This is a genomic window from Streptomyces uncialis (genome assembly GCF_001905345.1).
GTDB classification, from domain to species: Bacteria; Actinomycetota; Actinomycetes; order Streptomycetales; family Streptomycetaceae; genus Streptomyces; species Streptomyces uncialis.
Window position 1 is genome coordinate 61,306 of the sequence record NZ_LFBV01000006.1, and the last position, 21,713, is coordinate 83,018.

The window sequence follows — 21,713 nt, forward strand, 5'->3', positions numbered from 1 at the left end:
TGGTGCGGGTGACCGCCGGGGTCACTGGTTGCCGCAGGCGGTGGTGACGGGGGTGTCCAGCCCTGGCAGGTCGTGGCCCATGCGGTCGCGCTTGGTGCGCAGATAGCGCAGGTTGTGCTCCCCGGCGGTGACGGGCATCGGTTCCCGGCCGTGGACGGTGAGGCCGTGGCGGACCAGGGCGTCGGTCTTCTCGGGGTTGTTGGTGAGCAGCCGCAGACCGCGGACGCCGAGGTCCTTCAGGATGCGGGCGCCCGCGCCGTAGTCGCGGGCGTCGGCGGGCAGTCCGAGTTCGAGGTTGGCGTCGAGGGTGTCGTGGCCGCGCTCCTGGAGTTCGTAGGCGCGCAGTTTGGACATCAGACCGATGCCGCGGCCCTCGTGGCCGCGCAGATAGACGACGACGCCGCGGCCCTCGGCGGCGACCCGGGCCAGGGACGCCTGGAGCTGGGGGCCGCAGTCGCAGCGCAGCGAGTGGAAGACGTCGCCGGTGAGGCATTCGGAGTGGACGCGGACCAGGATGTCCTCGCCGTCGCCGAGGTCGCCGTGGACGAGGGCGACATGTTCGACGCCGTCGGTGGTGGAGCGGTAGCCGTACGCGGTGAACTCGCCGTACTCGGTGGGCAGCCGTACCCGGGCCTCGCGGCGGACGGCGGGTTCCTGGGCGGCGCGGCGGTAGGCGATCAGGTCCTCGATGGAGATGATCGTGAGGCCGTGCTTGCGGGCGAAGGGGACGAGTTCGGGCAGCCGCAGCATCCGGCCGTCCTCGCCCGCGATCTCCACGATGGCTCCGGCGGGCCGCAGTCCGGCGAGCCGGGCGAGGTCGACGGCGGCCTCGGTGTGGCCGTTACGGGTGAGCACTCCGCCGGGGCGGGCGCGCAGCGGGAAGACATGACCGGGGCGGACGAGGTCGCCGGCCGTGGTGGTGCCCTCGGCGAGCAGCCGCAGGGTGGTGGCGCGGTCGGCGGCGGAGATGCCGGTGGTGACGCCGTGGGCGACGCTCGCGTCGACGGAGACGGTGAACGCGGTCCGCAGGGACTCGGTGTTGTGGTCGACCATCTGCGGGAGCTGGAGGCGGTCGAGCTCGGGGCCTTCCATGGGCGCGCAGATCAGACCGCGGCACTCGCTCATCATGAAGGCGACGATCTCGGGGGTCGCCTTCTCGGCGGCCATGACGAGGTCGCCCTCGTTCTCGCGGTCCTCGTCGTCCACGACGACGACCGGACGGCCGGCCGCGATGTCACGGATGGCCCGCTCGACGGGGTCGAGGAGGGGACGCGGGGCGTCGTCGGCCCCGGGGTCCGTGGTCCAGGGGGACGTGGGCCAGGGGGACGGCGGAAGGCCGGTCGGGTCCTGGTCCGGGGTGACACCGGGGGCCGGGCGGGTCGTCATGCGGGGGCTCCATTCAGGGTGGGCGGCGTCGCCGCGCGGGAGCGCAGCCACCAGTCGCGCATGCCCCACAGGACGAGGGCGAGATAGATGACGTAGACGAGGCCCGAGAAGGCGAGGCCGCTGCTGAACGCCAGGGGGACGCCGACGAGGTCGACGAGGAGCCAGGCGAACCAGAACTCGATCAGACCGCGGGCCTGGGCGACCATCGCGGCGAGGGTGCCGACGAAGATGTACGCGTCGGGCCACGGGTTCCACGACAGGCTGGGCACGGCGGTGAAGAGCAGTCCGACGGCGGCGGTGCCGAGGGCGGTGCCGCCGAGCAGCAGTCCGCGTTCGCGCCAGGTGGCGAAGCGCACGGCGATGGAGCCGTCCTGGGCCTGCTGCCGTCCGTTGGTCCACTGGCGCCAGCCCCAGATGGCGACCCCGATGACGAGGAGCTGCTTGCCGACACCGCCCGCGAGTTCGGCGGAGGCGTAGGCGGCGACCAGGATCACCCCGGACACCAGCTGGGCGGGCCAGGTCCAGATGGAGCGGCGCCAGCCGAGCGCGAGGGCGATCAGCCCGATGGTGTTGCCGATCATGTCGGACCAGATGACGCGCTGGCCGAGGACGGCGAACGCCTCGCTCTGGAGCCAGTCGAGCGCGCTCATCCGGCACCCCCTCGGGCGCCGAGCAGCCGCTCGACGTACTTGGCGATCACGTCGACCTCCAGGTTGACCGGGTCGCCGGGCTGCTTGAGGCCGAGCGTGGTCAGGGCGAGGGTGGTGGGGATGAGGCTGATGGTGAAGCGGTCGGTGCCCGCGTCGACGACGGTGAGGCTCACTCCGTCGACGGTGATGGAGCCCTTCTCCACGACGTAGCGGGAGAGGGTGTCCGGGAGGGAGACGGTGACGATCTCCCAGTGCTCCGAGGGCTCGCGGGCGATGATCCGGCCGGTGCCGTCGACATGGCCCTGCACGATGTGGCCGCCGAGCCGGTCGCCGACGGCGGTGGGCCGTTCCAGGTTGACCCGGGAGCCGACGGTCAGGTCGCCGAGGCTGGAGCGGCTCAGGGTCTCCGCCATCACATCGGCGGTGAACTCGTCACCGGTGAGCTCCACGACGGTCAGACAGACCCCGTTCACCGCGATGGAGTCGCCGTGCCCGGCGTCCTGGGTGACGACGGCGCCACGCAGCCGGAAGCGGGAGGCGTCACCGAGCTCCTCGATCGCGGTGACGTGGCCCAGCTCTTCGACGATTCCGGTGAACACTCAGATCTCCTTCGTGGAGGTGGGACGGCCCGCGGTCCCGGTCCCGGACCCGCTCCGGGGGACCGCGGTGATCCGGAGGTCGGCTCCGATACGGACGGCCTCCGTCATGTCGAGCCGCAACGCTTCGGGGAGGGTGGTGATTCCTGCGCCGTCCAGGGCGGCCGGTCCTGCGCCGAGCAGGACGGGCGCCAGATAGCCGATGACACGGTCCACCGCCCCGGCGGCGACGAAGGCCCCGGCGAGGGTCGCCCCGCCCTCCAGCAGCACGGACCGCACGCCCCGGACGTGCAGCTCGGCGAGCAGCGCGGGGACGGCGAGCCCGCCGCCGGGGGCGCGCGGCAGCCGTACGGTCCCGGGCCGTGCGCCGGGGTCGGCCGGACGGTGGGGGTAGGCGGGGGCGGGGGCGTCCTCGGCGATGGCGACGAGGGTGGGCGCGGCGTCGTCCAGGACCCGGGCGCCCGGCCGTACGGCGGTGGCGGAGGTGTCGACGACGACCCGCAGCGGCTGGACGGCGCCCTCGACGCCGCGGACCGCGAGATGCGGGTCGTCGGCGCGGGCGGTGCCGGAGCCGACGACCACGGCGTCGGACTCGGCGCGCAGCCGGTGGACGTCGGCGCGGGACTCGGCGGAGCTGATCCAGCGGCTGGTGCCGTCGGCGGCGGCGGTGCGGCCGTCGAGGGTGGCGGCGTACTTCCAGGTCACATGGGGGCGGCCACGGCGTACGGAGGTGAGCCAGGCGGCGTTCCCGGCGGCGGCCTCGGCGGCGAGGACGCCCGCCTCGACGTCGACACCGGCCGCGCGGAGGGTCGCGCCGCCGCCGGTGGCGGCCGGGTCGGGGTCGCCGACGGCGTAGACCACTCGGGTGACCCCGGCGGCGACGAGGGCCTGTGAGCAGGGGCCGGTGCGGCCGGTGTGGTCGCAGGGTTCGAGGGTGACGACGGCGGTGGCGCCCCGGGCGCGTTCCCCGGCGGCGCGCAGGGCGTGGATCTCGGCGTGCGGTCCGCCCGCGCGCTGGTGGTGGCCCTCGCCGACGACCTCGCCCCGGGCGTCGAGGAGTACACAGCCGACGACGGGATTGGGGCTCGTGGCGCCGAGTGCGCGCGCGGCGAGCGCGATCGCGTGCCGCATGGCGGCTGTTTCGGCTGGGGTGGCCACCGGATGCTCCTGCCTCTTGGGGCACGGACTCCGGGGCCTGTCACGAGGACAGTGGACACGGACGGGAACACACCGGGAACGCCTGCTCGCGGACCGTCCCCACAGGGAACGGAACCGACGGCGGCGCACACTGGTGCATGCCTGCCCGCCGCGCACTGCCTCCCATCCGGACTTTAACCGTCGGTCCAGGAATTTCACCTGGTCAACCGGCCACTGGACGTGGCCGGGTCGCGGACTGTAACCGCCGGTTCGGACTTTCACCGACCCCGGAGTGCGCTGCTACTGGTACCCAACCAGTTTGCCACGGTCGCCGCGCGGCCATGCGGGCGAGCTGTTGTGTGCTGGCTCACAGGGCGGCGCAGAGGGGCGTACGGCACCCGTCCCGGGCATCAACTCCGCTTCCGGACAACTGGCTTGGAGCAGGTACATACCTATTGACGGGGTCGCGGCGGGCTCCCTACTGTCTGCGTGACCCCCGAGGGGAGTCCTGCCCGAGGGCGCGTCCCGCGTCCGGCGGAACGCCCGGCGGCGGACTCTCGGCCCTTGCCCGCCGCCGGGTCCAGGGCCTGCCGAAGACGGCCCCTGAGCCCCTGCCGGTCCGCGTCACGACCTCCGGGCCCGCCGGGCCGGTGACCAGCGCGCGCCGCCCGGGAGGCGGATACAGCAGTGCCCGGGTGCCGGACGGCGGCGGATGCCCCCAGGGCCGGGGCCACGGGCCCGTACACGGTGCCGAACCCCGGCAGGCTCATCCGTCCGGCGCCGGGCACCGACCCGGGGACCGGCAAGCGGCCGTGCGGGGCCGATCGGGTGCGCCGTGGCGGGGGGTTGTCACAAAAGCCGGGGCCCGCCGGTTCTCCGTGGTGAGCGGTGTCCCGGCCGGGGCACCGGCACCGGGTGGCGAAGGGCGGACGGACGATGACGACGATGCTGGTGACCGGGGGAACGGGCACGCTCGGCAGGCTGGTGGTGGAGCGGCTGCGGGGCGCGGGGCACGAGGTCCGGGTGCTGAGCCGGTCCTCGCAGCCGTACGCGGTCGACCTGGTCAAGGGCACCGGGCCGCTGGACGACGCGGTCACCGGGGTGGAGGTGGTCGTGCACTGCGCGAGCGGGCGGCGCGGGGACGAGGCGGCGGCGTGGAACCTGATCGAGGCGGCCCGCCGGGCCGGGGTGCGGCATCTGGTGTACATCTCGATCGTCGGCGTCGACCGGGTGCCGTTCGGCTACTACCGCGCGAAGCACGCGGTGGAGGGGCGGATCGCGTCGTCGGGGCTCGGCTGGACCGTGCTGCGCGCGACCCAGTTCCACGATCTGGTGCTGACCCTGCTGACGGCGCTCGCCAGGCCGCCGGTGATGTTCGTGCCGGCGGGTGTCGCGGACCAGCCGGTCGAGGTGCGGGAGGTCGCGGACCGGCTGGCTCAGCTGGCGGCCGGGGAGCCCGCCGGGCGGGTGCCCGACCTGGGCGGGCCGCAGGTGCTGGAGTTCCGGGAGCTGGCGGCGGCGTATCAGGCGGCCGGTGGGCGACGGCGGCGGATCGTGCCGGTACGGCTGCCGGGGAAGCTGGTGGGGGCGCTGCGCTCAGGTGCTCATCTGGCCCCGGAACGCGCGGTCGGGCGGGTGACGTTCGCGGATTTCCTGACCAGCGTCCGCGGGCCGTCGAAGGGGGCGGGCGGGGAGAACAGCTCGTCCTGAGCGGCGTCCCGGGCGGTGAACAGGGCGCCCCGCAGCACACCCGAGCCGCCCAGTTCCCCCGCTCTGACCTCGGTGGGCAGGGGTGACATCGCGGCGAGGCGGGCGCCGACCCGGGCGGCGAGTCCGGCTCCCCCGGCATGGCCGACCTCGCCGCCGAGCACCACGCAGCCGGGGTCGAGGACGGCGGTGACGGACGCGGCGGCGAGCGCGATCCGTCCGGCGAGTTCGTCCAGGAACGCGTCCGCGTCCGGGGCACCCGCGTCCGTGGCCGCCGCGGCCACCGCCGCGCGGACCACGGCGGCGGCGGGCGGTTCGTGCGGCTGCGGCTCGGCCGTCAGCCCGTGGCGGGCGGCGAGCGCGACGACGGCCGCCGACCCGGCGAGGGTGTGGAACCCGCCGTCGCAGGAGGTGGCGGAGGGCAGACCGCCGGTGCCCGGCACCGGCAGGAAACCGATCTCGCCGGTGCCGCCGGAGGCTCCCCGGCGCAGGACGCCGTCCAGGACGACGGCCGCGCCCACGCCGTGGTCCAGCCAGAGCAGGACGAAGGTGTCGCGGTCCCGGGCCGCTCCGGCGCGCTGTTCGGCGAGGGCCGCGAGATTGGTCTCGTTCTCCACGAGGACCGAGGCGGGCACGCGTTCCTGGAGGGCGGCCATCAGTCCCCGGTGCCAGGCGGGCAGTCCCGAGGCACCGCGCAGCACCCCGGTCACCGGATCGATCAGACCGGGCGCGCCGATGCCGACGCTGTGCAGGGCCGGGGCCCCGGCCCTGCGGACGGCCCGCTCGACCAGGGCGACGGCCCGGTCCACGGCCTCCTCGGTGGCCGTCCCGGCGGGGACGGGTGCCGCCGCCTCGGCGCGGACCCGCCCGAGCAGATCGGCGACGACGACGGCGACGCTGTGGGTGCGCACGTCGAGCGCGCCCAGGTACGCGTACTCGGCGACGATCCCGTAGAGCCGGGCGTTGGGGCCGCGCCGCTCGGCGCCGGCCTCCCCGACGACGGTGATCAGACCGCTGTCCTGGAGTCGTTCGACGAGGTCGGAGACGCTCGGCCGGGACAGTCCGGTGAGCTGTTTGAGCTGGGCCGCGGTCAGCGGGCCCTCGCTCTGGAGCAGCCGCAGCGCGAGCCGGTCGTTGATGGCGCGGGCCGTACTCGGGGATGCGGGCATGCGGCGATCCTTCCAGATCCGTGCGGCCCCCGGCCTGCGACCCGGGGTCTATTTATCAGGCAGGGTTCCTGATAGTTTACGCGGCGGCCGTTCCTCCTGGACCGGTCCGGGTACGGGAACCAGGGCCGGCAGGCCGGGGAGAGCGGGAGGGCGGTACCTGATGGGCAGCACGGGGAGCGGGAAGACGCACGACATCACGGAGGTGCGCCGGGCGAGGTTCGCCGTGGCGGCGGTGTTCTGTGTGCACGGCGCGGTGACGGGTTCGTTCGCCACCCGGGTGCCGTGGATCGCGGACCACGCGTCCGTGAGCGCGGGCCAGTTGGGGGTGGCGCTCGCCTTCCCGGCGATCGGCGCGGCACTGGCGATGCCGCTCGCGGGCCGGATCAGCCACCGGTTCGGCGCGCGGGCCGCGCTGCGCGGGCTACTGGCCCTGTGGACCCTGGCGCTGGTACTGCCCGCGCTCGCGCCGAACCTGCTGACGCTGTGCGCCGCGCTCCTGGTCTACGGGGCCAGCGCGGGGATGTCCGACGTGGCGATGAACGCGCTGGGTATCGACATCGAGAACCGGCTCGGCAAGTCGATCATGTCCGGGCTGCACGGCTGGTGGAGCGTGGGCGCCCTGGTCGGCTCGGCGGGCGGCACCCTCGCCGCCCATCTGGGCACCGACGCACGTATCCATCACGCCCTGGCGGCCCTGGTGCTGACCGCGCTCGGGCTGCTCGCCTGCCGCCACGTACTGGATCTGCGGGCGCGGGCGGACGAGGAGCCGCCGCCGCGGTTCTCGCTGCCGCCGCGTTCGGCGCTGCTGATCGGCATGGTCGGCTTCTGCGCGGTGTTCGCGGAGGGCGCGAGCCTCGACTGGTCGGCGGTGTACCTGCGGGACGTGCTCGGTTCCTCGGCCGGTCTCGCGGCGGCGTCCACCACGGGCTTCACCCTGACGATGGCGGTGGCGCGGATCGCGGGCGACCGGATCGTGGACCGGTTCGGCGCGGTGCGCACGGTACGGGTGAGCGGCGCGCTCGCCACTCTCGGCGGGCTGCTGGTCGTGACGGGGAACAACGCGGCGGTGGTCATGAGCGGGTTCGCGCTGCTGGGCCTCGGGGTCGCGGTCGTCGTACCGCTGGCGTTCGCGGCGGCCGGGCGCAGCGGCCCGAACGCGAGTCAGGCCATCGCGGGGGTCGCGACCGTCACCTACACCTCGGGGCTCATCGCGCCCTCGGCGATCGGGACGCTCGCGGATCTGACGAGCCTGGTGGTGTCGTTCGGGGTGGTGACGGTGCTGGCGTTCGGGCTGATCGCCTTCGCGGGGGTGCTGCGGTCGGCGGAACGGACCACGGCCCCTGCCGGGATCACCCCCGCGGAGACGGCGGTTCCCGACCCGCGGGCCTGAAGCGCTCGTTCCGGCGGACGGGGACGGGGACGGCGACGGGGCGCGGGTGAGAGCGGGGCGCGGGCGGGGCCCCGGGTGAGAGCGAGGCCACGGGCGGGGCCTCGGGCGAGGGCGTCCGTCGCGGGCGGCCAAGGGTGCGCGGGCGGCGGAGGGTGCGCGGCGGAGGGTGCCGGGCTCGCCGGACATCCGAGCCGGACCGTACCCGTCCGCACCCGGCCCGCTACCCGGCCGCACCGGTCCCCACCCCTCCGTACCGGTGCTGACCTGGCCGGTGCCGTCCGACGGGGAGCGATCGGCGGACGCTTAACATGTCCACGATCATCCCCGGCGTACAGAAAGTGACCTCTTCCATGGATCTCGGTGTGCGCTGGAAGCTGCACGGTGACGGACGGACCCCCGCCCCGGGCGCCGTCGTCCGGCCGGACGAGCGGCTTTCGTGGCCGCGGACGTTCGGTCTGGGCGCGCAGCATGTGGTGGCGATGTTCGGGGCGTCGTTCGTCGCACCCGTGCTGATGGGTCTGGACCCCAACCTCGCGATCATGATGTCCGGGGTCGCGACGGCCATCTTCCTGCTCGCCACCAAGGGCCGGGTGCCCAGCTATCTGGGCTGTTCGCTGTCCTTCGTGGGCGTCGCCGCGGTGATCCGGGCGCAGGGCGGCACCAGCGCGACGGTGACCGGCGCGGTGTTCGTGGTCGGCGTGGCGCTGTTCCTGGTCGGCGTCGCGGTGCAGCGGTTCGGGGCGCGGATCATCCACGCGGCGATGCCGCCGATCGTGACGGGCGCGGTCGTCATGCTGATCGGCTTCAACCTCGCACCGGTGACGGCCGCCACGTACTGGCCGCAGGACCAGTGGACGGCTCTGCTGACGATGCTGTTCACGGGCCTGGCCGTGGTGTGTCTGCGGGGCTTCTGGTCACGGATCGCGATCTTCCTCGGGCTGATCTTCGGGTACGCCGTCTCCTGGCTGTTCGACCTGGTCTTCGGGCGTATCCACTCCAACGACGGCTCGGGCAAGGTGGTCGACCACTGGCGGCTGGACCTGTCGGCGGTGGGCCCGGCGGACTGGGTCGGGCTGCCGTCCTTCCACGGCCCGTCCTTCGAGTGGTCCGCGATCCTGGTCGCGCTGCCGGTCGTCATCGCGCTGGTCGCGGAGAACGCGGGCCATGTGAAGGCGGTCGGTGAGATGACCGGTGACCCGCTGGACGACAAGCTGGGTACCGCGATCTCGGCCGACGGCGCCGCGTCGATGCTGTCCACCGCGGTCGGCGGGCCGCCCAACACCACGTACTCCGAGAACATCGGGGTGATGGCCGCGACCCGGGTCTACTCGACGGCCGCGTACTGGGCGGCGGCCGCCTTCGCGCTGCTGTTCGGGCTCTGCCCCAAGTTCGGGGCGGTGGTGGCCGCGATCCCCGGCGGGGTGCTCGGCGGGATCACCGTGATCCTCTACGGGATGATCGGGCTGCTCGGCGCGCAGATCTGGATCAACGCGGGGGTCGATCTGCGCAATCCGCTGAACCTGGTGCCCGCCGCGGCGGGCATCATCATCGGCGTCGGCAACGTCACCCTGGAGTTCACCGACACCTTCTCGCTGAGCGGTATCGCGCTGGGCACCATCGTCGTGATCACCGGCTATCACGTGCTGCGCGCGCTGGCCCCCGCCCATCTCAAGACCCAGGAGCCGTTGCTGGACTCGGGCACGTCCGCGTACGACACACCGCCCGGCGGCGGTTCGAAGGACGAGGAGAGCGGCACCGGGAAGTAGCCGCCATGCCCCGGTGGTCCCCCGGTGTCAGGAGCCGCCCGTGGCCAGGTCGTAGGCGTAGCCGGGGACGAACGTCCCCGGGCGGCCCCGGCAGCCGTCGGACTCGCCGGGGAGCTTGACCCACAGGAACGCGTCGATCCGGGCCTGACCGGTGGTCAGGGTGGGCGGAGCGCCCAGTTCGCGGCCCCTCGGGTCGCACCACGCCCCGTCCGGCGGCGCGCCGTTGCCGTTGCGGCTGGTGTCGACGACGGCGCCGAGCCCGGGGGCCCCGCCGAGGGCGTCCAGGACCCGGCGGGCGAACGCCACCTCGTCGGCGGTGCGGTGGAAATTGGACACATTGGTGAAGATGCCGTCCGACGCGTCCGCGGCGCCCGCGCCCGCCGCGCGCAGCCGTTCCGCGATCGTCGCGGGCGCGTGCCAGGCGGAATGCCCGGCGTCGAAGTAGACCCGGGCGTTCGGATTGGCGGCCTTGAGCACCCGTCCGGCGCGCGCCAGCGACCGGTAGCGGCGGTCCCTGTCGTTGCCGGACAGGCATTCGGCCAGGGCTATCGAGTCGGGCTCCAGCACGACGACGACCTCGTCCTCACCGAGTCCGGCGGCGAACAGATCGATCCACCCGTCGTACGCGGCCAGGTTCGGCGCCCCGCCCTGGGAGGCGCCGCCGCAGTCCCGGTCCGGGACGGTGTACGGGACGAGCACCGGGACCTGGCCGTTCGCGGCCCCGCCGGAGGTGACGTCACGGACCCGGGCGGTGATGTTCTCCGGGGTGTAGTCCGCGAACCACACGGCGGCGGGCCGGTCCGCGATCCGGTCCCGGATCACGGCGGCGCGGGGGTCACCGGGGTTGGCCCGCACCCAGTCGAGCACCTGGGACCCGGGGTGCCGGTAGAGCCCGGCGGACGAGGGCTGGGCCCGGGTCGTGGGCGCGGCCGTCGTACGGGACGGGGCCGGGCGGGTCGGCGGCGGGGCCGGGGCCGTGGTGCGGGTCGGCGCGGGCGCCGGGGTCGGTGAGCCGGTCCTCGCGGACGGGGAGGGCGACGCGGAGGGTGAGGGGGTGGGCGTGGGGGTCGGCGGCCCGGACGTCCGGACGGGCGGCGGCAGCGGGGCGGGTACGTCGGTGACCACCGGCCTCGCCTCCTCCCGGGGGCGCCGGCCGTCGTCGTCCAGCGCCTCCAGCGTCCCGGCGACCGTGCCGAGCAGAGCGACCACCGAGGCGGCCACCACCATCACGTTCCGGCCCCGTCCGGGTACCCCGCTCCCCGGTCGCCGGTATGTCCGGCCCCTCGGCTTCCCGTGCTTCCTCGCGTGCGTGCCGGGCACGACGCCTCCCCTCCCCCGGCGCCGCACCGGACCGTTCCCCCGTGCTGGGGACAGCCCCCGGCCCCGCGGCACCGGCGCCAGCCTAGAGCCGCGACGCCGCCCCCACGACACGCTCGGACGAGTTCCCGCCTCCGGTACGTCCACGGCGGGTCAACGGCCGTGTGACCTGGGGGACTCAGGACCAGTAGTGGGTCCCGTGGTCGAGAACGGTCCCGAGGTGCCCGTCCCGGGGGTCGTGCCCCGGCTCACGGGCGCACAGCACGACGAGGTTCGACAGATCCCGTCCGGTGATGTGCCGGTGCGACACCAGCATCTCGTCCGGCAGATACGTCAGCGCCCCGCACACGTCGTCAAGGACGCCGTCCGACTCCTCCGACTCCTCCGGCGGCTCCGCGTCCTCGACCGTCCCGTCCACGGGGATCATCCGCCACACCGATGTGGCGACCCCCTTGTACGCGGTGTGCGACGGATGGTGGCCCGTATGGTCCATGGCCCATTCCTCCGCCTCGGTCCGGTCCTCCCAGTCGACGGCTGCGGAGCGCGCGCCGCACGACGAACAGACAGCCCGCACCTCGGGCGACGGCGGAACCGTGACGAGCCGCCACCGGACGTACCGGAACACGGAGCGGGTCATCGGACCGCCCCCGTGGACCGCGCGTTGACGAGTGCGACCTTCGCCGCCGGCACTTCCGCCTCCGTCGCGGGCCGTACGTGACCCGGGTCGGGGGTCCACTCCCGGCCTCCGCCCAAAGGGCGGAGGTGGATTCGGCCATCCACGGTGTCCATGACCTGGCCCATGCGTTCGCGTGCTGTGTCGATCACGAGGCCGCCCGGTGTGGGACGCTCCATCGCGCACCGCCTCTCCTCAGTTGACTGGCATGGTCCACCGGTGGACTAGTCAGGTCAAGAGGTGCGGAAAAACGACCCCTGCCGGGACAGGGGCCGTTGAGGGAGCGTCAGCAGTCAGTTCCCCATGGGGTATTCCTCGGTCCGGGACCAACGTCCGGCGGGGACCACACCCACTTCGTAGGCCAGTGGCAGGCCGTCCGCGTCGTACGCGATGTGCCGCACCTCGCCCACCGCCTGGGGACCCTCAAGCTCCAGAATCCGCAGTTCATCGGCCGTCGCCAGGCGCGCGGTCCACCAGTCCCGACCCGTGTGAGGGGTCCGGCCGGTCTGCATCTCGACGTAGCGGGTCGTACCTTCACGCACGCGCTCCGCCTGAAGCAGCCGAGGAGCCGCCCCGGCAACCTCGGCGGTGAACCAGGAGAACGATGCCGCCGTGGCCGTTTCACCCTCCCGGGTGACGCGATGCCTGCGGGCCACCTGATCACCAGCAGCCACCCCGAGAGCGGTCGCGACATCCTCCGGGGCGGGAACCATCTCGGCGGAGAGGATGTCCGCGTGCTCTCCCGCGGTGTAGATGAAGCCGGTCGCCCGAGCGGTCCGGTAGCGCTCGCCCGCCGTACGGGCAAGCGGCAGCCGCTCGCGGACCAGGGTGCCGACGCCCTGGCGGGTCTCCACCAACTCCTCCTGCCGCAGCACCTGGATCGCCCTGACGACCGTGGCCCGCGCCACCTTCCAGCGTTCGGTCAACTCCCGCTCCGACGGCAGCACGTCCCCGGGCTTCAGATCACCACGAACGATCTGACCGCGAAGGTCAGCGGCGATCTGGTCGTACTTCGGCAGCGCCATTTCGCGTCTCCCCTGACTAGTGGACTGGTCCAGTAGTCATGTTGGTCATCCCACGCCGCGCGGTCAAGGGTGATTCCCGACGCCGACGGACCACCGAGACCTCGTCCCTCCGGGCGAGTTGAGCGCGGTACGGAGCGAGTGACGTACCCCCGTTCCGGCGAAGCGGCGGCCCTTCGGCGCCCGCGCGGGCAGGACGGCTGCGACGCTGCGTCCATGACGCGGTTGGAGGAGTTCCCCGCCCCGGCGCACGGGATCGACGGGGTGGTGCGCAGGATGCGCGCGCTGGGCGACGGGTGGCGGCCGGACGACGGGGTCGCGGTGTTCAACCGGCTGTATCTGACCGTCACCGAGGCCATCGGCCGGGACATCGACGGCGGCGGCTTCGCCGACCGGCGGGCCGCCGTCACGCTGGACGTCCGGTTCGCGGAGCGGTACCTGGCGGCGGTGGACACGGTGGCGGGCGGCGGACGGGCGCCCGCGTGCTGGCGGCCGCTGTTCCAGCTCCGGAGTCATCCGGGGGTACGGTCCGTCCAGTTCGCCCTCGCGGGCGTGAACGCCCATATCGGGCACGACCTGGCGCTCGCCGTGATCGACACCTGCCATACGCTGGGCTGCGAACCGGCCGACCTGGAGGACGAGTTCGAGCGGGTGGGCGAACTGCTCGCCCTGCTGGAGGAACGGGTCCGCGAGGAGCTGATGCCCGGACCCGATGTACTCGAACTCGCCGATCCGCTGACCCATCTCATGGCCTCCTGGAGCCTGGACCGGGCCCGGGACGCGGCCTGGGCGGCGGCCCGGGGACTGTGGGCCCTGCGCGGGCTGCCCTCGCTCGCCGCGGAGACGGCCGTCCGTCTCGACTCCGCGGTGGGCCTCGTGTCCCGATTCCTGCTGACCCCGGCCCGCTGAGCCGCCCTCCCGGGCCCCGCTCCCCCGCCCCCCGCGTCGGCGCACCCCGCTCCCGCCCGCCACCTGGGAGAATGGCGGGACGCGACATGGATGAGTGCGTACACACACGGAGGAGGCACGAGGGATGGCGCGGACGAATGCCGACGCGATGTCCCGGCCGTTCAAGGTCGGGGTCTGGCGCACGCTCATGGAGGTCCACAACGAGGTCCTGCGGGAGATCGAGCGGGAGCTCGCGGACCGCCACCGGCTGTCCGTCAGCGAGTTCGACGCGCTGGTGAACATCCCCCTGGCGGGGACCCGGATGAAGGACCTCAAGCACCGGATCGTACTGACGGCGAGTGCCGTGAGCAGGCTGTGCGACCGGCTGTCGCAACGGGGCCTGGTGACCCGTACGCCCGTCGAGGAGGACCAGCGCGGGGCGCTGATCCAGCTCACCGACGAGGGCCGGAAGCTGCTGCGGGCGGCCGTGCGGACCAATGCCGAGGTGGTGGAGCGGATGTTCGCGGACCGGCTCACCCCCGATGAGCTGCGGATGCTCGGCGGTGTCCTGGGCCGGCTGAGGAGCGGCGAGGGCCCGGAGGCATGCGACACCGAGGTGTGACCCGGATCACCTGACCTTCCCGCCGGAAGGCGGAAATAGGAAGGGCACTGTCTCGGTTAAGGTGATTGCGCAAGCAACAAACGGGGCTTGCGGAACCCCATCGACAGGGAGCCTCGCGGAACACCCGCCCGGAGCCCGAGGGAGACACGACGACATGAGCGGCAACAGCTACGTGACGAACCGGCTGACACCCGAGAACACGGGCATCCTGCTGGTCGACCACCAGAGCGGACTCCTCCTCGGCGTCCAGGACCACGACCAGAACGAGGTCCGCCGCAACGCCCAGGCGCTGGCCCGTACCGCGAAGGTCTTCGGCCTGCCGATCGTGGCCACCACCTCCGCGCCGCAGGGCCCCAACGGCCCGCTGCTGCCGGAACTGGCCGCCGAGCTGCCGGCCGGGGCGCCGGTCATCCACCGCTCCGGTGAGGTCGACGCCTTCGACGACCCGGCGTTCGAGGCCGCCGTACGCGCCATGGACCGGCCGAACCTGGTCATCGCCGGTGTCATCACCGACGTCTGCTTGATGTTCGCCTCGCTGTCGGCCCTGGGTCACGGCTACCACGTGCACTCCGTGACGGACGCCTCCGGCACCACCAACAAGCTGGCCCGTGAGACCTCCCTGCTCCGCCTCCAGAACGCGGGCGCCACCCTCAACAGCACGGTCGGCGTGATATCCGAGCTGCTGCGGGACTGGAAGAACCCCGGCGGTCCGGGTACGGCCGACATCTTCGCCAACCTGGCAATGCCGTTCTACGGCGCGGTCATCGCCAGCCACTCGGCGGCGAGCGGCAACAACAACGGCTGACACCACCCGAAGCCCCCGGTGCCGCCGAAGGGACAGCGGTCATGGCACCGGGCACAACACGGCGCCGTCCGGCACCGGCCCCACACGGGCCGGACCGGACGGCGCCGCGCGTCCACCCCGGCGACCGCGGCACGGGCCCGGGTGCGGGTGCGGGTGCGGCGCGGGCGCGGCGCCGCCCGTTCGCTCCAGGCCCGGCACCTCCCCGTTCGCTCCGGGCCCACGACCGGGGACTCCGGGGCGCAACCATTCACCCCGGGCCCGCCCGGCACGCGCCACCAGCACCGGGGCGGGCCCGCACGCACGCCCCGCACCGCCCCGGACACACCACCCGTACGCCCGCCCCGCCCAGGGGCCTACGCGTTGCTGCCCGCGTCGACCGTCAGCGCCGCGCCCGTGATGTTGCGGCCTCCGGGACCCGCCAGATGTGCGATGGTCGCCGCGACGTCGTCGGGGTCCATGAAGCGTCCGAGTGCCGCCAGCGCCCGCTGTTCGTCGGCGCCTTCGGCGTCCACCGGGTTCATTTCGGTGTCCGTGGACCCGGGGTGGACGACGTTCACGGTGATCCCCCGGGGGCCGAACTCCCGGGCCAGCGCCCGGGTCAGACCGCTCAGGGCCGCCTTGGTCATCGAGTACAGCGCGATCCCGCCGAACGGCGCGCGCTCCACCAGGCTGCTGCCGACGCTGATGATCCGGCCGCCCTCCGGCAGATACCGCGACGCCGCCTGGGCCGCGAGGAACGCGGCGCGCGCGTGCACCGCCAGCGCCCGGTCCAGCTCGTCGAGCGTCACGTCCTCGACCGGTCCGAACGGGAAGATGCCCGCGTTGTTGACGAGGATGTCCAGCCCGCCCAGCTCCGCCACCGCGCGTTCCACCGACGCCACGACCGCCGCCGCGTCGGCCGAGTCCGCCTCCAGCATCACCGCGCGCCGGCCCATCGCCTCGACCTCGGCGACCACCCCCTTGGCCCGCTCCGCACCGAGCGGACTGACGTACGTGAACGCGACATCCGCGCCGTCCCGGGCGAGCCGCCGCACCACCGCCGCCCCGATCCCCCGGCTGCCACCCGTCACCAGCGCGACCTTGCCCCGCAGCGCGTCCATATGTCCCACTCCCCTGTTCCCCTGATCGTTCCCACGACCTCGGACACTATTTCTGTGTCGGTCGACACAGAATATATTCACGCGCCACCCCGGCACGTCAAGGCATATATTTGTCACTCGACACAGAAAGACAGCCGACCGGTACGCGCGACGGCGGACCGGGTACGGCGAGCAGCGGAGGAGGAGCGCCATGCCCCCGGCACGCGGACGCCCCCGGGCCTTCGACCGGGACATCGCCCTGGCCCGCGCCATGGAGACCTTCTGGGAGTACGGCTACGAGGCCACCTCGATGACCGACCTCACCGCCGCGATGGGCATCAGCTCGCCCAGCCTCTACGCGGCGTTCGGCTCCAAGGAGCGGCTGTTCCGGGAGGCCGTCGAGCTGTACGAGCGGACGGCGGGCGAGCCGGTGAGCCGCGCCCTGGTCGAGGAGCCCACCGCGTACGACGCCGTGGCCGCCATGCTGCGGACCAACGCCCGGGACTACACCGGGCCCGGGCATCCGACCGGCTGCATGATCGTGCTCTCGGCGCTGAACTGCTCGGAGTCCGGCGCGGGCGCCCGTGACCATCTCGCCGGTATCCGCCGGGACGGGGCCGACGCCCTGCGCGCACGGCTCGACCAGGGGGTGCGCGAGGGCGAACTGGCGCCCGGTACCGACACCGGCAGCGCCGCCGCCTTCTACACGGCCGTCCTCCAGGGCATGTCGGTGCAGGCCAGGGACGGCGCCGGACGGGCGGAGCTGGAGCGGATCGCGGACCGCGCGCTGGCCGCCTGGGACGCGGTGACGGCGCCCACCGGCTGAACGGGGGCGCCGTCGGGAACGGGCGGGGAAACGGTCCGGGTCCAGTTTCGGTCCGGGTCCCCGGGGAGGGTCAGTCGTCGGGGAGTTCCACCGGGGCGATCTCGTCGTACCGGTCGCCCGGGCCCGGGTTGGTCGCGTCGGTGGCGCCGCCGAACTGGCGCATCACACCCCATACGGCGTTGAGCGCGGTCTGCACGGCGCCCTCGGCCCAGCCCGCGGTCCAGGAGATGTCGTCGCCCGCGAGGTAGATGCCCCGCTTGTCCTCGGGCAGCCGGTCCTGCATGAAGTGGGTGAACAGCCGCCGCTGGTAGCGGTAGTGGCCGGGCAGGTTGGCCTTGAACGCGCCCATGAAGTAGGGCTCGTTCTCCCAGGACACGGTGACCGGGTTGCCGATGATGTGCTTGCGGATGTCGACGTTCGGATAGATCTCGCCGAGCGACTTCAGCATGACCTCCATCCGCTCGTGGGCCGACAGCGGGAGCCACTTGAGGCTGTCGTCGCACCAGGTGTAGGAGAGGCAGATCACGGCGGGCTTGTCCGGGCCGTCGTCGAGCAGGTACGTACCCCGGGTCATCCGGTCGGTGAGCGTCATCGACATCACGTCCCGGCCGGTCTCCTCGTCCTTGTCCAGCCAGAACGGCCGGTCGACGGGGACGAACAGCTTGCTGGACTCCATGTAGTGGGTGCGCTCGATGGCGGTCCAGTGGTCGATGGGGAACAGCTCGTCGTCGCACTCGATCTTCGACAGCAGCATCCAGGACTGCGCGGTGAAGACGACCGCGGGGAAGGTCCGGATGTCACCGGAGGAGTCGGTGACCGTGATCCGGTTGCCCGCCGTACGGTGCAGCCGGGTCACCGCCGGACGCGGGGTGCCGCCGTGCAGCGAGGACAGCGAGGTGCCCTGCGCCCAGTGGACGATCTTGCCCGGCTCGCGCTCCCACAGCCGCAGCGGAAGCTGCTGGCTGCCGCCGACGATGCCCCGGTGGTGGTCGTCGGCCTCGGTGTAGACGACACGGAGGATCTCCAGGATGGAGTTGGGGAAGTCGGTGTCCCAGCCACCGGTCCCGAAGCCCACCTGGCCGAAGATCTCCCGGTGCCGGAAGGACTTGAACGCCTCCGAGTCGCAGAGGAAGCCGTAGAAGGTCTGGTTGTCCAGCTTCTCCACGAGCTTCGCCCAGATCTCGCGGATACGCGGGACGTCGCGCTCACGCATCGCCTGGTTCATGTCGGAGAAGTCGGCGCCCTCCTCCAGACAGGCGCTCCACGCCTCGGCGACCTGGCGGTACACGCCGGGCAGGTCGTCCAGGGTGCGCGCGTAGTGCGACTCGCCCTTGAGGTCGACCACCGTGGACGGGGTGACCTCGGCCAGCGGGTTCGGGAACGGGCGGGTCGTGAGGCCCACCAGGTCGATGTAGTGCTGGAGCGCGGTGGACGACGGCGGGAACCGCATCGCGCCCATCTCGGCGGTGAGCTCCGGGTCGCAGCCGTCGAAGCCGACGGTCCGCAGCCGCCCGCCGATCATGTCCGCCTCGTAGACGACGGGCCGCAGCCCCATCTTCATCAGCTCGTACGCGGTGACGATCCCGGACAGCCCGCCGCCGATCACGGCCACCTCACGGCCGTGCTCCGTCGCCGGGATCTGCCCGAGCCCGGCCGGGTGCGCGAGGAAGTCGTCGTACGCGTACGGGAAGTCCGGGCCGAACATCGTGATCGGCGGCTGCGCGTCGGTGTGCTGGACGGCGGTGGGCACCGTGGACGTCATGGGGCGGGGACTCCTTGCACGGGAAAGCCGCGCGGGGCGCGAGGGGGCGGGACGACCCCGGCCGGGCGCGGGGGGATCACTGAACGGCGCGGGGACGACATCGACGGTACGTTCCGGCGTTCCACCGGGACAAGACGCGTCCGTTGCGCTCCACCTGGCGATTCATTGCGTACGGCGACGCCCGTGCGGCGATTCGTTGCGTGGCGGGGAGAGAACGGGGAAAGGGTGACGGCGGCCACACCGGTGCCAGCCCCTACGGGGGTGTCACCGCAGGTCGGCGGCGGTGGGCCCCGGCGCTCAGCCCGGGGTGCCGGAGGCGAAGCGGCGCAGCAGCGGGGACAGCACGAGCACCGACTTGGTGCGCTCCACGAAGGGCTCCGCCGCGATCCGTTCCAGGACCCGCTCGAAGTGCCGCATGTCGGAGGCGAGGACCTGCACGATCGCGTCGGCGGCCCCGGTCACCGTGGAGGCGGCCATGACCTCCGCGTACGGTTCGAGGCCCCGGTGGATCTCGTCCGCCGAGGTGTTGCCGCGGCAGTAGATCTCGATGAACCCCTCGGTCTCCCAGCCCATCGCCGCCGGGTCGACGCGCACCGTGAACCCGGTGATCGCACCCGTCGCCCGGAGCCGGTCGACACGGCGTTTCACCGCGGGCGCCGAGAGGCCCACCTGCTGGCCGATGTCGGCGTAGGAGCGGCGGGCGTCCTGGGCGAGGGCGTGCACGATGGCTTCGTCGAGGTCGTTCAGTCGCACGGGGGTCGTTCGCTTCTCTTCGCTGGCCCCGGGGACACGGGGACGGCGGTGGGCCGTACCCGCAGTAGAACACGGCCGCCGGGGAGGACCTGCCGGGCCGGCCGGGTGTCGTCCGGCGCCCGCCGCGGGACGGCCGGCTACCGCCCGGGAGCCGCCCAGGGACGGCGCGTGCGGGCGCGGGACGGCTCCCGGACGACATCCGAACAGCTCCGGACGGCTCCCCGAACGCGGCGGGGAGCCGTCCGGACGGGCCGTCGGCCCGGGATCAGTTCCAGCTCGCGTGCAGCGGCTTGCCCTCGGCGTACCCGGCGGCGCTCTGCACCCCGACGATCGCCCGCTCGGCGAACTCCTCCAGGGAGCCCGCGCCCGCGTAGGTGCAGGACGAACGGACGCCCGCGATGATCGAGTCGATCAGGTCCTCGACACCGGGCCGGGCCGGGTCGAGGAACATCCGCGAGGTGGAGATGCCCTCCTCGAACAGGGCCTTGCGGGCCCGGTCGTACGCGGACTCCTCGCTGGTGCGGTTGCGGACCGCGCGGGCGGACGCCATGCCGAAGGACTCCTTGTAGAGCCGTCCGTCGGCGGCCTGCTGAAGGTCGCCCGGGGACTCGTACGTACCGGCGAACCAGGAGCCGATCATCACGTTCGACGCCCCGGCGGCCAGCGCCATCGCCACATCGCGGGGGTGCCGGACCCCGCCGTCGGCCCAGACGTGCTTGCCGTACTTCTTGGCCTCGGCGGCGCACTCCAGCACCGCGGAGAACTGCGGGCGGCCCACTCCGGTCATCATCCGGGTGGTGCACATCGCGCCGGGGCCCACCCCGACCTTGATGATGTCGGCGCCCGCCTCGATCAGGTCACGCACCCCTTCGGCGGCCACGATGTTGCCCGCGACGACCGGGACCGCGGGGCCGAGGGCCCGTACGGCGCGGACCGCGGCGATCATCGACTCCTGGTGGCCGTGCGCGGTGTCCACGACGAGGGTGTCGACCCCCGCGTCGAGGAGCTGCTTCGCCTTGCCCGCGACATCGCCGTTGATCCCGACGGCCGCGGCGATCCGGAGCCTGCCCCGGTCGTCCGTCGCCGGGGTGTACAGCGTGGCGCGCAGGGCACCGCGGCGGGTGAGGATGCCGACCAGCCGGCCCTCGGCGTCCACGGCGGGCGCGTAGCGGCGGTTGGCGGTGTCGAGCTGGTGGAACGCCTCACGGGGGTCTATGTCCGCGGCGAGGAGCAGCAGGTCCCGGGACATGACCTCGGTGAGCTGGGTGAACCGGTCGACCCCGGTGAGGTCCGTGTCGGTGACCACACCGACGGGCCGGTGGTGCTCGTCGACGACGACACCGGCGTTGTGGGCCCGCTTCGGCAGCAGCGCCAGCGCGTCGGCGACGGTCTGGTGCGGGGCCAGCACGATGGGGGTGTCCAGGACGTGATGACGGCTCTTGACCCAGCCGACGACCTCGGTGACGACCTCGATCGGGATGTCCTGGGGGATCACGACGAGCCCGCCGCGCCGGGCCACGGTCTCCGCCATCCGGCGGCCCGCGATCGCGGTCATGTTGGCGACCACGAGCGGGATGGTGGTGCCCGTACCGTCCGGCGACGCCAAGTCCACGGCCTGCCGGGAGCCGACGGCGGACCGCCTCGGCACCATGAAGACGTCGTCGTACGTCAGGTCGTACGGGGGCTGGAGATCATTGAGGAAACGCACGTGCTGCTCATCCCAGTCGATCAGAGGTGGCCCCCGGACAGGTCAGCCGGGGGGAAGAGCACGTACTTCAGTGTCCCATGACGGGGGTCCCGTCCGACCTGGGACGATCATCCAGGGCCCTCGACGCCCCCTTCGTCACTTCCTCCAGCCCGGACCTCCCCCAGGCCAGGACCCCGCTGCCGACTTGCACCTTCCCCGGCCAGGACTCCCTCAAGCCCGGATTCCCGCAAGCCCGGATTCCGCAGTTCACGGTTCACATCCCGGCTGCCCGGCTTTGCCCGGTCCGGTCCGGTTCCGTTCCGATCCGTTCCGGTGCCCCGGCCCCGGCACGTCGTCGTGCCCGGAGCGGTCCGGCACGGAATCGTGTGCCGTGCGGCGCATCCGGTGCGCCGCCGGGGCCGGAATGGTCGGCGGACGGACCGGGCCGGGGTCACCGCGAGCGGCAGGCGCGCCGCGG

Annotated in this window: 19 protein-coding genes and 1 riboswitch; of the genes, 7 read left to right on the plus strand and 12 right to left on the minus strand. The window is 73.2% G+C overall.

Annotated features, from left to right (window positions below; genetic code table 11):
• Positions 1-21: 21 nt before the first annotated feature.
• The 4 genes from AB852_RS22825 to ribD are packed head-to-tail and all read right to left on the minus strand — an operon-like array spanning position 22 to position 3,790.
• Positions 22-1,386 carry a bifunctional 3,4-dihydroxy-2-butanone-4-phosphate synthase/GTP cyclohydrolase II gene (locus AB852_RS22825; protein WP_079184863.1) on the minus strand — a complete coding sequence of 455 codons (1,365 nt, stop codon included), beginning with the start codon at positions 1,384-1,386 and terminating at the stop codon, positions 22-24.
• A complete protein-coding gene (locus AB852_RS22830; RefSeq protein ID WP_073791842.1) occupies positions 1,383-2,036 on the minus strand; it encodes a nicotinamide mononucleotide transporter family protein in 654 nt (217 codons plus the stop codon). Before AB852_RS22830 ends, AB852_RS22825 begins: the two co-directional genes overlap by 4 nt.
• On the minus strand, positions 2,033-2,635 hold the full coding sequence (locus tag AB852_RS22835; RefSeq protein WP_073791844.1) for a riboflavin synthase: 603 nt from the start codon (positions 2,633-2,635) through the stop codon (positions 2,033-2,035). Before AB852_RS22835 ends, AB852_RS22830 begins: the two co-directional genes overlap by 4 nt.
• The gene (ribD, locus tag AB852_RS22840; protein WP_073791847.1) at positions 2,636-3,790 is read right to left on the minus strand and encodes a bifunctional diaminohydroxyphosphoribosylaminopyrimidine deaminase/5-amino-6-(5-phosphoribosylamino)uracil reductase RibD; all 1,155 of its coding nucleotides are present in this window, start codon (positions 3,788-3,790) and stop codon (positions 2,636-2,638) included. It abuts the gene before it with no gap.
• Between the two features lie 148 nt (positions 3,791-3,938).
• Positions 3,939-4,069, minus strand: a riboswitch (FMN riboswitch).
• Between the two features lie 636 nt (positions 4,070-4,705).
• Here ribD and AB852_RS22845 point away from each other — a divergent pair.
• Positions 4,706-5,479: an SDR family oxidoreductase gene (locus tag AB852_RS22845; protein WP_073792377.1), complete on the plus strand. Its 774-nt coding sequence runs from the start codon at positions 4,706-4,708 to the stop codon at positions 5,477-5,479.
• On the opposite strand, the gene AB852_RS22850 is transcribed toward AB852_RS22845, so the two are convergent.
• Positions 5,374-6,645, minus strand: coding sequence for an ROK family transcriptional regulator (locus AB852_RS22850; RefSeq protein WP_079184864.1), 1,272 nt, complete (start codon positions 6,643-6,645; stop codon positions 5,374-5,376). The two genes, AB852_RS22845 and AB852_RS22850, sit on opposite strands and share 106 nt — an antisense overlap.
• A 160-nt stretch (positions 6,646-6,805) precedes the next feature.
• Between AB852_RS22850 and AB852_RS22855 the strand changes: the two genes are divergently transcribed.
• A complete protein-coding gene (locus AB852_RS22855; RefSeq protein WP_073791850.1) occupies positions 6,806-8,035 on the plus strand; it encodes an MFS transporter in 1,230 nt (409 codons plus the stop codon).
• A gap of 350 nt (positions 8,036-8,385) precedes the next feature.
• Entirely contained in the window at positions 8,386-9,801 is a 1,416-nt protein-coding gene (locus AB852_RS22860; RefSeq protein ID WP_073791852.1) for a uracil-xanthine permease family protein, read from the plus strand.
• A gap of 27 nt (positions 9,802-9,828) precedes the next feature.
• On the opposite strand, the gene AB852_RS22865 is transcribed toward AB852_RS22860, so the two are convergent.
• From AB852_RS22865 to AB852_RS22880, 3 genes are all read right to left on the minus strand, one after another.
• Complete coding sequence (locus AB852_RS22865) at positions 9,829-11,028, minus strand: glycoside hydrolase family 6 protein (protein WP_073791868.1); 1,200 nt, start codon at positions 11,026-11,028, stop codon at positions 9,829-9,831.
• A gap of 268 nt (positions 11,029-11,296) precedes the next feature.
• Complete coding sequence (locus tag AB852_RS22870; RefSeq protein WP_143201265.1) at positions 11,297-11,755, minus strand: DUF7848 domain-containing protein; 459 nt, start codon at positions 11,753-11,755, stop codon at positions 11,297-11,299.
• A gap of 329 nt (positions 11,756-12,084) precedes the next feature.
• Positions 12,085-12,816, minus strand: coding sequence for a GntR family transcriptional regulator (locus AB852_RS22880; RefSeq protein WP_073791877.1), 732 nt, complete (start codon positions 12,814-12,816; stop codon positions 12,085-12,087).
• 213 nt (positions 12,817-13,029) lie between these two features.
• Here AB852_RS22880 and AB852_RS22885 point away from each other — a divergent pair, with 213 nt between their 5' ends.
• The 3 genes from AB852_RS22885 (at position 13,030) to AB852_RS22895 (ending at position 15,128) form a co-directional block, all read left to right on the plus strand.
• A complete protein-coding gene (locus AB852_RS22885; protein WP_073791880.1) occupies positions 13,030-13,722 on the plus strand; it encodes a DUF5995 family protein in 693 nt (230 codons plus the stop codon).
• A gap of 124 nt (positions 13,723-13,846) precedes the next feature.
• Positions 13,847-14,323 (plus strand): MarR family winged helix-turn-helix transcriptional regulator, encoded by a 477-nt coding sequence (locus AB852_RS22890; RefSeq protein WP_245876880.1) that lies wholly within the window; start codon positions 13,847-13,849, stop codon positions 14,321-14,323.
• 154 nt (positions 14,324-14,477) lie between these two features.
• Positions 14,478-15,128 carry an isochorismatase family protein gene (locus AB852_RS22895; RefSeq protein ID WP_073791883.1) on the plus strand — a complete coding sequence of 217 codons (651 nt, stop codon included), beginning with the start codon at positions 14,478-14,480 and terminating at the stop codon, positions 15,126-15,128.
• Between the two features lie 353 nt (positions 15,129-15,481).
• On the opposite strand, the gene AB852_RS22900 is transcribed toward AB852_RS22895, so the two are convergent.
• Positions 15,482-16,228, minus strand: a complete 747-nt coding sequence (locus AB852_RS22900; protein WP_073791886.1) for an SDR family NAD(P)-dependent oxidoreductase — start codon at positions 16,226-16,228, stop codon at positions 15,482-15,484.
• 190 nt (positions 16,229-16,418) lie between these two features.
• Between AB852_RS22900 and AB852_RS22905 the strand changes: the two genes are divergently transcribed.
• A complete protein-coding gene (locus AB852_RS22905; RefSeq protein WP_073791889.1) occupies positions 16,419-17,033 on the plus strand; it encodes a TetR/AcrR family transcriptional regulator in 615 nt (204 codons plus the stop codon).
• A 70-nt stretch (positions 17,034-17,103) separates the two neighbouring features.
• Here AB852_RS22905 and AB852_RS22910 read toward each other — a convergent pair whose 3' ends face one another.
• The 3 genes from AB852_RS22910 to AB852_RS22920 all read right to left on the minus strand — a co-directional run bounded on the left by AB852_RS22910 (position 17,104) and on the right by AB852_RS22920 (position 21,256).
• Positions 17,104-18,795: a flavin monoamine oxidase family protein gene (locus AB852_RS22910; RefSeq protein WP_073791892.1), complete on the minus strand. Its 1,692-nt coding sequence runs from the start codon at positions 18,793-18,795 to the stop codon at positions 17,104-17,106.
• A 297-nt stretch (positions 18,796-19,092) separates the two neighbouring features.
• Entirely contained in the window at positions 19,093-19,548 is a 456-nt protein-coding gene (locus tag AB852_RS22915; protein ID WP_073791895.1) for an Lrp/AsnC family transcriptional regulator, read from the minus strand.
• 265 nt (positions 19,549-19,813) lie between these two features.
• A complete protein-coding gene (locus AB852_RS22920; protein ID WP_073791898.1) occupies positions 19,814-21,256 on the minus strand; it encodes a GuaB1 family IMP dehydrogenase-related protein in 1,443 nt (480 codons plus the stop codon).
• Between the last annotated feature and the right edge of the window lie 457 nt (positions 21,257-21,713).